Raw genomic sequence first — 10,217 nt, 5'->3', positions numbered from 1 at the left:
TGCGATCACCGCGCTGGACGGCGGGGCCGGCCGGGGGAATCTCCCAGTCGCCCGCTTCACATTTCGCCAGCAACTGATCATTGCTGACCGGCTGGCTGTACACATAGCCTTGGACATGGCTGACTTGTAGATCGCGGATCAGATCGAGCTGGTCGAGCGATTCAATGCCCTCCGCCGTTGTCTCCATACCCAAGGCATCGGCCAGGGCCACAATGGCAGAAATGATCGCCCCGTTGCGCGAGCCGGGCTCAGTCGCCCCGCGCACAAAGCTCTGGTCGATCTTGATTTTGTCGAAGGGCGCTGTCTTCAGATAGCCAAGCGAGGAATAGCCGGTCCCGAAATCATCCAGCGCCAGCCGGACGCCGATGTCTTTCAACAGCTGGAACTTCGTATCGGTATCATCCGAATCCTGCAGGAACACACTCTCGGTGATTTCCAGTTCCAGTCGTTCCGGCGACAAGCCCGAAACCGCCAGCGCATCCTTTATCATCTTGGGCAGCGTGTCTTTGGCAAACTGGATTGGCGACACGTTCACGGCTACCTTCATTTTGCCCGGCCAGGTTGCCGCCTGTTCGCAGGCTTTACGCAGCGCCCATTCGCCCAGTTCGCCAATCATATTGGCTTCCTCTGCAATCGGAATGAACAAGGCTGGAGAGATGTTGCCACGCTCCGGGTGGTTCCAGCGCATCAGCGCCTCGAACCCGGTGACTATATTGGTCTGTGCATTGACCACGGGCTGATAGGCCAGCCAGATTTCATCGCGCGCAATAGCATCGCGCAAATCTTCTTCCAGAACGCGACGGTCTTCGGCTGCTTGCAACAGGTCGCTGGAATAGAAACGGAATCGCCCGCGTCCACCGCCCTTTGCGGCATAAAGCGCAAGGTCTGCATTGCGGACCAGCTCCTCGCTCGACTGTCCGTCAAAAGGGCTGACGGCGATACCCACCGAAGCACCGATAATGCAGCGACTGCCCTCAATCGAATAGGGATGCGACAGGCTTTTGATGATCCGGTCGGCCATATCGCCCAGATCCCCACGGTCTTCTTCATCCTGCAATATGATCTGGAATTCGTCGCCACCTAGACGGCTGACCTTTTCCTTGTCACCCACCACTTTGATAAGCCGTTCGGCAACCTGCTTCAACAAGGCATCGCCCGCCGGATGGCCCAGCGTGTCGTTCACCTGCTTGAAACGGTCCAGATCAATCAGCATGATCGCACAGGCCCGTTTCTGCAACTGGAACGCCGACAAGGTGCTTTCAAGCAGCTTCGCCATCCGGTGACGGTTGAGCAGCCCGGTCAACGCGTCGTAGGTCGCCAGACGATCATTGTCCCTCGATGCACGACGCTGTTCGGTGATGTCGGTGCCGCTGCCGCGATAACCCGAAAATTCGCCATTGGCAGTGTGATAAGGTCGGCCCGAAACCGCCCACCAGATTTCCTCCTCTGTTTCGGAGGCTTGCAATGCGAGATCGTCAAATTTTGACTGTCGCATCAGCACCCAGGGCAAAGTACGCTGCCGGTCTTCGCTGCTGTCGGGTTTCAGGAAAAGCTCGACGAAATCCTTGCCTGACAGTTCATCACAGGATTTGCCAAGCTTTTGGCAAACCGACGCGCTCAAATAGGTGATGCGCCCTTCTGCATCGGTCGACCAGAACCAGCCACGCCCGCTTTCTTCAAAATTCTGCAGCAACAACAACGCGTCTTTCGACGATGCGGTTGGCGAAGGAGCCGATTGCCGTGAGCTGATCTTGCCCAGCAAACCGCGCCCTGCAGCTTCTGCGTGTTCAGCTTTGGGCACTCCCCATGAAAATTTTCTTGCGACCATTTTGTTCTGGTTTCCTGTCGGATTACCGGACGCGTCTATCCTGACCGCGTTTCAGAAGGGTAAACGGCGACGGAGATGCGGAGCCAAAGACAAAATTTTACATGAATTCACAAAGCTAAGCAGAGTTAGCTGGTTTGACTTCAATTTGGCGGGACAGCCTCCCACGAGTAAATCCCTGCATCGGCCTGCAGCGCCAGATGCAATTGCGTACCGCGAATGGTGTAACTGCGGATGAAGCCCATATCGCGGGCGATGGTCGAATCCATCGCGCCCGGCTGGCACATCGCGCGGGTCATCGCGCCGCCGCTAATCGTCAGGCCGCCGCCGGTCGGCGAACTCGGCTGCGCTTCCCATTTTCCCGCGAGCCGGTTGCAATCGAGCTGCGCCGAAAGCGAACCGTCGCTGGCAAAGGTCAGTACATATTTTTCCGGATTGGGCGGGATTTTGGTGCCGATGCTGTCATCCATCGACTGGAACTGGACCAGCCGCCATGTAGTACCCAGCAGGCCGCGGGTGATGGGCGGGCTTACGGGCGGTTGCACCTGTGGCGGGTTGGCCGGATCAAATTCAAAGCAGCTGAGTTCTTCACCATTGGGTTCCGTCCATGTCGCATCCTTGCCTTTACCGCGCAGGCTGTGGCCGTCTCCGGTATAGGAATAGCCTGATCCGGTCGGCTGCTGCACCAGATTATAGGTATTCGCACCCACCTTTACTGCAGCCTTGTCGCCCGTAAAGGCCACATCGAGACGTTTTCCGACACCGCACATAAAGCTGGCTTCTACCGCGTCTGTCGGCGGCGCGACTATTTCGTCACCGTAGGTTGCACAGCTAGCAAGCATCGTCACGGATGCAAGCGCCCATATAGCCATCCGCATAAACTTCACTCCTGCAATAAGCGGGTTCGTTTGAAGTCAGTTCCTGTAGCTGGGATCGATCCGGTCAAGCTTGCGCAGCAGCGCAGGCCAGGCGAGGCTTTGTGCGACCATCGCCATTCCCCCCGGCGGCGATTGCCCCTCTACCTTGCCCTCGACGCCCTGCGGCGGAGTGTGCAGATTTTCACGGCCGGCCGACAGCATCTTCACCTGCGCATCGCAGGCACGCTCAAGGAAATAGAGCCGCATGAAGCAATCGGCGACGCTCTGCCCTACTGCCAGCGTGCCGTGGTTGCGCAGGATCATCGCATGCTTTTGGCCCAGATCCTCGACCAGCCGCTCGCGCTCATCAAGGTCGGTCGCGATGCCTTCATATTCATGATAGGCGACATTGTGCTTGGCGATCATCGCAGTCTGCGTGTGCGGCAACAGCCCCTCTGCCATCGCGCTGACGGCCTGACCTGCGGGCGTGTGCAGGTGCATCACCGCATGTGCGTCTTCGCGGGCCATGTGGATCGCAGAGTGAATGGTGAAACCGGCGGGGTTCACCGGATGCGCGGTCGGCACCACTGGCTGACCTTCGACATCGATCTTGACGAGCGAGGAGGCGGTAATTTCCTCGAACATCATGTCATAGGGGTTGATCAGGAAATGATGCTCCGGCCCCGGCACGCGCGCCGACAGGTGCGTGAAGATCAGGTCATCCCAGCCATAGAGCGCGACCAGCCGATAGGCGGCGGCCAGATCGACGCGAACCGCCCACTCTTCCTCGCTCACGGTGTTACGGATATGGTCGTCATTGGCGGCGGTCGCCGTGTTCATCATTACCGACATGGGTCTCTCCTTATATTCCGGCCTATTCCATCGCGCGCTTGTACACGCTGGTCTTGGGCTTTTCGAACAGCTTCATCACCATCGGCTCAAAAAATTCGAGCGGCAGCGTATCATAATCAGGGTCGAACGCCGGGCAGTCATATTTCTCGATAAACTCTGCGGTCGCGACATAATAAGGATGGTCGGCAAACTGGTCGCGCATGTTGCGATCCAGCCCCAGATAGTGGAAGAAATTATAGCCCTGGAAAATGCCATGGTGCTGCACGATCCACAGCAGCTCTTCGGACACAAAGGGCTTCAGGATCGCCGCGGCAATATCGGGATGATTATACGCGCCCAGCGTATCGCCGATATCGTGGAGCAACGCCATCACCACATAGTCCTCATCGCGCCCGTCGCGATAGGCGCGCGTCGCGGTTTGCAGGCAATGGGTCAGCCGGTCGACCGCAAAGCCGCCGCAGTCCCCCTCTAGCAGCCGCAGATGCTCCAGCACCCGCGCGCCGCCATTGGCTGAAAAGGGCTTCATGTGCGTCATGATGATGTCCCAGTCTTCCTGGGTGCCTTCGTCCATCGTGTGGAACTGCGCAGTCTTTTCCATCAGGTCGGTCATCACGGCTCTCCTTTCCCAAATCTTAGTCACACTGCATTGCGTTTTGCAACCGGCGATGCACCCGCAATCTTGCGATCAATAGACTGGTTCTCAGCAAAGATCGGCCAGAGCAATTGCTGGCCCAGTGTCGCATCGGGCAGATTTTCGACGCCATAGCTTTCGGGATAGGTGCGGGTAATCTTCGCGGTGCCGAAGAGTACATCCCAGAAAAACAGAAGGTTGCCGTAATTGCCTTTATAGTTGACCGCCGGATCACTTGCATGGCGACCATGATGGGCATGATGCGTTGCTGGCGTCGAAAGGGTGCGTTCGACCACCCACATCAGCGGCGATAGCCACGCGATCTTGTAGAGCGGTTCGTCCCACTTCACATCGCTGTGCGCGCCGATAATCACCAGCATCTTGACGACGAGATAGCCCGCATAGATCCAACCAAGACCGAGATATATGAGGATCGCCGAAAACCAGATGCTCGGCATCATCGCGTAATAGATGATGTTGTTCCGGTAGACGAGACGGATGCTCATATAACGGGCATTATGGTGCGCGCGATGCAGGTTGTAGAGCCAGGCAAAGCTGTGCGACGCCCGGTGCCACCAATATTGCATCATGTCGTCGAGGATCAGGAACAGCCCGATCGCGACAAACACATTCAACCCCGATAGCGCGCCCTGATAGTGCGGCGCAAAGATCGTCCCCAGCCAATGAACAAACAGGATGATCGATGGCTGGGTGAGGAAAATCAGCACAATAGTCGACACGATCTCGACGATACCATCATGTCGGCACTGTTCCGGTTTGGAAAACAGGTTTGATCGAAAAAGTTCGATCAATCCAAAACCCAGATAGATGGCGATGACCGCCCAATTTGCTGCCGGCATGGTGGCTTTCCTCCTCCCGTAACGACCCATTTGGGGCCTGTTGCTTGCTTTCGCGACCGGTTTAGGGCAGTTCGCGCAACTGAAATGCAAAGAACTTATCATTTGGCTGTGACGCAAAAAACTGCACTCGCACCCGAGTTGGCGGACCGGCTGGCCACGCTCGGTCAGATCCGCCAATTTGAAGGTGGCAACTGGATCCAGCAACGCGGTGACGATGGCGACGGTTTCTGGCTCATCCGCCATGGCCGGGTTTCCGTCGGGCGACATGGTCTAGAGGGAGAACAAACCTTGTTTGCCATCCTCGGCGCAGGCGACCTGTTCGGCGAACTGGCCTATTTCGCCGGAACGCCCAGGCAGGTTGATGCCGTTGCGCAGGAAGACGCGCAGCTTGTCTGGATCAGTCACAAACTGATAGCACGACTTCTTGTCGAGGAAGAGGGGTTTGCCCGCAACCTCCTCGCCTCGCTCGCCAACCAGTTGCGCACCGCGCTCGACAGGATAGACATTGCCCGCCACGGCCGGGCGGAAACCCGTCTGGCCGCCGCATTGCTAGCTATGGCGCAGGACGCAGGCAATTATATCCGCTGCACCCAACAGGAACTGGCCGACTATATCGGCGTATCGCGCGTGCGCACTGGCACATTGCTAGCCCAATTTGCCTCCGATGGATGGGTGAAGCGCGGCTATGGCCAGATCGAAATATCCGACCACGAGGCGCTTTCGCGCCTGCTTCCTATGTGAGCGAACCAGCTTCCTCTCCTCCCGCAGCCGTCACATTTTACCGCCATCCAGCCCCGCATTCGTCACCCCCGGCGGCAAAGGCGCATCACAGCGGATGCACACGCCCTTGGCGTCGGCATCGGCAAACATCCGTTTGCGCATCAGCGCGAATTTCGCGTCGAGCCGCGCCCGCACCACCTCCGGGTCGTCCTGCTTGTATTTCTTGCCAAAGCCGGTGAAGCGCCACCCCGCCTTATATTCCTCAAAGGTCAGCACATCCTCCGCCTTCTCCCCCAGCCGGCCGCCCGACATATCGCCGCGCTTGATGAGCAGGCCGAGCATCGAATCCGACGGCTCGATCTTGCGCTCATATTCCTCGCCCTTGCGGATGATGATTGTCTCGCGCCCCTCGACCGCGCGCTGATAGGCAATCGCGATCAACCCCTGCCGCGAGCGATCGAGCGCGTCCTCCCACGCAGCGGCAAAAAGCGGATAGCGCCGCTGCGCCCGCCGCGCCGCAACCGCAGACATTCCCGCCACCCGCGCCGCATCCTTGACGCAGCCGGTATGCGCCAGCGTATCGAGGAAGCGCTGCAGCCGTTGCTGGTTCCAGCCATCGTGCCGCTTGGGATAGCCCGGCATCAGCCGCAGAAAATCAATCTTGGGGCCGGCGGGGATATGCTGCGGCGGGTTGGCGGAGATAGCCGCCAGATCATCCTCCGGCTTGCGACGGCGCGCCATTACCACTCCTCCTCGGGGTAATCGTCGTCATCTTCCTCATCGTCGATCCCCGCCAGCAGTTCGAGCGCATCAAAATCCAGCTCGGCCAGCTCATCCATCACCCAGAGCATTTCCCGCCGCAGATCATAGAGATAATCGACCAGCCGCTCCGTCCGCTCGGTCTTCGCCAGCTCATTGAGCATCGCCTGCAACCCAGCCAATTTGGGCGAGAGTGGCAGCGGCGTTTGCGGTGCCTTGCGCGGCGTGAGTTTGGGAGGGGGCATTTCGCGATTCCTTTCTTGGTTAGAGAAACGAATCGCGAGTAACCTATATGGTTATATGTAGGACAGCACCAAATGAAGCAACATTGCGCCTGATGCAAACTCAGCTGTCGGGCGAAAGTATCGCTGCCCCCGAGCCAGTAAAGGCGATCGTCACGGTGTTTGTCGCTTCATCACTGCCTTTTTTCTTACCGCCGAGCTTGAAAAACAGGAATGAGATGCCAAGACTGCTTCCCCTGTCGCGGGTGACGGTGAAGCCGAATTCGACCTTGTTTTTCTGATCTTTTTCGGGACCAAAACCAAAGCAGGGTTCCTGTTGACTGGTTTTGTGGAACGACGTCCGCAAGTTGGCGAGCACCGCAGCAAACCCTTCCAGAGTATCGCCCTCTTTCCAAGGAGTAACCACTGCGCGGTCGGCGATGGGTAGCAATGTAAAAGTCAATGTCTGCGTATTCTTTGTGGCCAACGATCCGCTTCCGCCACCGCTCAGAGTTATTGGTCCTATGGGGATTTCAGCACTCGCCTCTGCACTGCTGGTTTTACCAGTCACCGTTACCATCGAAATCGTTGCGCCCGAAACCTTGAGTTCGGCATCGGCATCGCACCTCGCACCTCCAGCCGCCGGATGTGCAGCAACATAGGCATCATATTGCCGGAGTTGCTCCTTTATCTTGAGAACCACATCCTCAACCTTGACAGGCTCCGGCTTCGGCCTTGGCTTGGCAATCGCAGGCGAAGCCAACACCGCCGATAGGGCAAAAGCAGACAAACATTGGGCTAGTTTCATAACACGTTCCTCCTGATAAGGCAGGAGAATATCCAGTTATCCGTTACCGCGATGTGACACGCATCACACTTGCGAAAAAAGGGGATGCGCCTAACAGGGTGGGATGATCCCTTTCGTCACCCTGATCGACACCCGCGGCCAGAAAATCTCGGTCAATGCAGAGATAGTCCAATTCGTGAAAGCCGCCGACAATGCACCCGACGAATGCCTGGTGGTGTTCGGAAAGGACCAGTTGCTGCGCGTGCGCGGGACCTTGGATGAGGTGACGCGAGTTTTGAGTGAGGGGTGACTTGGTTGTGATTGGCAAAATCGCGACCTTGCCACGTGCGTAATTCTAAGAGTCTTCTGAGAAGAAATCTTCGTCTAGTCGCTTCACATTAATCACACGACTGGTCCTAACGCCAACGCCGAACTCCACCATCAATTCGGTCAGGCGCGAACCATCGATTAGAATGACCCTCTGCTGTAGGCCCCGGATATATTCGATAGCTTGCTTACTGAATGTGGACGTCGTTACAAAAACGCCTTTGTTGGCACCTAGCCCGACAAGGCTCCCAACAAAGCCTTGTACTTCAGGACGTCCGACCGAGGATCCAAAAGCATAGCGCTTAGCCTGCACATATATACGATCTAGGCCCAATCGATCCTCGTCGATCACGCCATCAATTCCACCATCACCCGACTTTCCTAATTGGCGGGCTGCATCTTCATGCGAACCGCCATAACCCATGGCCACCAGCAATTCGACGATAAGATATTCAAAGAAAGACGGAGTTTGTTCCAACACGCGCTGTAACAGATCGGCTTGAAGCGCTGCGGTTAGAATCGCATGAGCACCCTCAATTTGCTCTTCCGGCGTTACGCCAGAATTGGCAGCAGCCACCGTAGCAGTTGAATGATCAGGGGCAGCAGAAGTCTCTGCCTGACCATAAAATTCCACAAAAGCGGGGAATGACTTTAGGGTTTCAACTCCAATATTGTCTGGGTTAGTCTCCAAAAGCTGTTTTCCCGCCAAAGAGGCGATGAAGATTCCCCGTTTCGGGCTATCGATGAGCCCGGCTTTTGACATATAAAACTTTGCCCAGTGAACACGATTATGCAGCAAACGTTGTTTTCCGCTTGGCAGTAGTTCTTCTCGCTCTTCCTCAGTCAAACCAAGTTGGTCGGCAATAGTCTGTGCAACTAGTGGCACTCTTGTTTCACCCTCTGCCGCTATGCGTAAAACTGGGAGCATAAGAGATTGATAATCGGGTATCGCCATAATGAAATGCTTAGCAAAGTCTGTGGCAACAACAACTGTACAATGAATATTTGGAAGCAATGGAAGAATTGCTTTCGTCCCCCTACCCCACCCCCATCAACTGCGACGGAAAGGGTACCGCCAGCGCCCGCGCCTCGACGGCATCGCCCTCCAGCCAGCAGGCATAGTCGCTTTCGTGCAGGATCACCGGCATCGCCTTTGGGTGCAATGGCGCGACCAGCGGGTTGGGTTCGCAGGTCAGGAAGGCAAAGACCTTTGCCCCCGCGGCATCCAGCCGCCACAGCCCGGCAAAGGCGCCGATAGGGCGTTCCTTTAGCGTGAACCAATGCTCCTCCCGCCCTGCGCCGATCTTTGGCTCGGCAAAGCGGGCGAAAGGGACGAGGCAGCGTTGTTCGGGCTTTGCCAGCATCGATCGCCAGAAGGGACTATCGAGATTGCGGATGTTGGTGACATATTTGGTCACGCTGGTCCCCGGCCTTTTCCCCGGCAGGCTCAGCGGCACGCCCCATGCCATGACATCGGCAAACGCCCCTTCGCCCGCCTGCCGCACCACCCATGCCCTGCGCTGCGGCCAGATCTCTTCCTCCACCGCATCTGCCTCTGCCTCTGGCGGCAACGGGGCCTTCAGATCCCATGCGATAAACTCGCGCCATGTCGAAAGCTCCGCCTGGATTTCGGGGCTGTTGGCGTAGTGGTTGCACATGGGGTGGATGGTAGAGGCTGACGGGCAGATTGCAATTGCCCGCCCCTCTCTCCCCTTGCGGGAGAGATAGACTTGGCTTGGCGACAAAGGCGCCTAGCAAGTCTTGAGAGGGGTGATGCGCCATCCAACCTCGCACCCTCTCCAACTCCGCCTAAGCAGCAAGCTGCCAAGGCGTCCTATCCTCTCCCGTGAAGGGAGAGGATGTCAGCCTTCCGACCAAAGTCTGCCCCTCCCCCTCTTGCCCCTGCCCCCCCATCGCGCTAAGGCGCCCGCGAAAGTCGAATCTCCCGCTTCTGCGCTGGTTTGACGGCCCTCACCGACCGGTTTTCGCGCTGGCGGTTTACAGCAGGCGCCGTCTTCCCCAATCCCGCGCATGGGCACCGAACACAGAAGGGGTAATTTACCATGACCGCCGTTGGACAAGACTCGCTTGGTACCCGCTCGACATTGAATGTCGGGGGCAAATCCTATGCCTATTATTCCTTGAAAAAGGCGGCGGAAAAGCTGGGCGATGTGTCGCGCCTGCCGTTCAGCATGAAGGTGCTGCTCGAAAACCTGCTGCGTTTTGAAGATGGCGGCTTCACCGTTTCGACCGCCGATGCGCAGGCGCTGGTCGATTGGCAGAAGAACCCGACCGAAAGCCAGAATGAAATCCAGTATCGCCCCGCGCGCGTGCTGCTGCAGGATTTCACCGGCGTGCCCTGCGTGGTCGACCTGGCC

General features: G+C 57.4%; 12 protein-coding genes and 1 pseudogene. 3 read left to right on the top strand and 10 right to left on the bottom strand.

Annotation, left to right across the window (positions count from 1 at the left end):
* From Q0239_RS04730 to Q0239_RS04710, 5 genes are all read right to left on the bottom strand, one after another.
* Positions 1–1,801, bottom strand: a 1,801-nt coding sequence (locus Q0239_RS04730; protein ID WP_298599197.1) for an EAL domain-containing protein, incomplete at its 3' end; no start/stop codon positions are given.
* Between the two features lie 167 nt (positions 1,802–1,968).
* Positions 1,969–2,703 (bottom strand): META domain-containing protein, encoded by a 735-nt coding sequence (locus Q0239_RS04725; protein ID WP_298599194.1) that lies wholly within the window; start codon positions 2,701–2,703, stop codon positions 1,969–1,971.
* Positions 2,704–2,739: 36 nt separating this feature from the next.
* The gene (locus tag Q0239_RS04720; protein ID WP_298599191.1) at positions 2,740–3,534 is read right to left on the bottom strand and encodes a class II aldolase/adducin family protein; all 795 of its coding nucleotides are present in this window, start codon (positions 3,532–3,534) and stop codon (positions 2,740–2,742) included.
* A 22-nt stretch (positions 3,535–3,556) separates the two neighbouring features.
* The gene (locus tag Q0239_RS04715; protein WP_298599188.1) at positions 3,557–4,144 is read right to left on the bottom strand and encodes an HD domain-containing protein; all 588 of its coding nucleotides are present in this window, start codon (positions 4,142–4,144) and stop codon (positions 3,557–3,559) included.
* Positions 4,145–4,170: 26 nt separating this feature from the next.
* Positions 4,171–5,025 (bottom strand): sterol desaturase family protein, encoded by an 855-nt coding sequence (locus Q0239_RS04710; protein WP_298599185.1) that lies wholly within the window; start codon positions 5,023–5,025, stop codon positions 4,171–4,173.
* 84 nt (positions 5,026–5,109) lie between these two features.
* Between Q0239_RS04710 and Q0239_RS04705 the strand changes: the two genes are divergently transcribed.
* On the top strand, positions 5,110–5,766 hold the full coding sequence (locus tag Q0239_RS04705) for a Crp/Fnr family transcriptional regulator (protein WP_298599182.1): 657 nt from the start codon (positions 5,110–5,112) through the stop codon (positions 5,764–5,766).
* Between the two features lie 30 nt (positions 5,767–5,796).
* Here Q0239_RS04705 and Q0239_RS04700 read toward each other — a convergent pair whose 3' ends face one another.
* From Q0239_RS04700 to Q0239_RS04690, 3 genes are all read right to left on the bottom strand, one after another.
* On the bottom strand, positions 5,797–6,486 hold the full coding sequence (locus Q0239_RS04700) for a hypothetical protein (protein WP_298599179.1): 690 nt from the start codon (positions 6,484–6,486) through the stop codon (positions 5,797–5,799).
* Positions 6,486–6,749, bottom strand: coding sequence for a hypothetical protein (locus tag Q0239_RS04695; RefSeq protein ID WP_298599177.1), 264 nt, complete (start codon positions 6,747–6,749; stop codon positions 6,486–6,488). Before Q0239_RS04695 ends, Q0239_RS04700 begins: the two co-directional genes overlap by 1 nt.
* A gap of 100 nt (positions 6,750–6,849) precedes the next feature.
* Positions 6,850–7,533, bottom strand: a complete 684-nt coding sequence (locus Q0239_RS04690; RefSeq protein WP_298599174.1) for a hypothetical protein — start codon at positions 7,531–7,533, stop codon at positions 6,850–6,852.
* 103 nt (positions 7,534–7,636) lie between these two features.
* Between Q0239_RS04690 and Q0239_RS04685 the strand changes: the two genes are divergently transcribed.
* Positions 7,637–7,822 (top strand): hypothetical protein, encoded by a 186-nt coding sequence (locus Q0239_RS04685; protein ID WP_298599172.1) that lies wholly within the window; start codon positions 7,637–7,639, stop codon positions 7,820–7,822.
* Positions 7,823–7,867: 45 nt separating this feature from the next.
* On the opposite strand, the gene Q0239_RS04680 is transcribed toward Q0239_RS04685, so the two are convergent.
* Together Q0239_RS04680 and Q0239_RS04675 are read right to left on the bottom strand one after the other, a co-directional pair.
* The gene (locus Q0239_RS04680; RefSeq protein WP_298599169.1) at positions 7,868–8,794 is read right to left on the bottom strand and encodes a restriction endonuclease; all 927 of its coding nucleotides are present in this window, start codon (positions 8,792–8,794) and stop codon (positions 7,868–7,870) included.
* Between the two features lie 82 nt (positions 8,795–8,876).
* Entirely contained in the window at positions 8,877–9,497 is a 621-nt protein-coding gene (locus Q0239_RS04675) for an SOS response-associated peptidase family protein (protein WP_298599166.1), read from the bottom strand.
* A 405-nt stretch (positions 9,498–9,902) separates the two neighbouring features.
* On the opposite strand from Q0239_RS04675, the pseudogene Q0239_RS04670 reads away from it, so the two are divergent.
* Positions 9,903–10,217 (top strand): annotated as a pseudogene (locus Q0239_RS04670) (aconitate hydratase); the annotation flags it as partial.

This window comes from uncultured Sphingorhabdus sp. (genome assembly GCF_937872355.1).
In the GTDB taxonomy this organism is placed as follows: domain Bacteria; phylum Pseudomonadota; class Alphaproteobacteria; order Sphingomonadales; family Sphingomonadaceae; genus Sphingorhabdus_B.
Note: the sequence above shows the minus strand (reverse complement) of the source record. Positions and strands in the feature narration are given on the sequence as shown.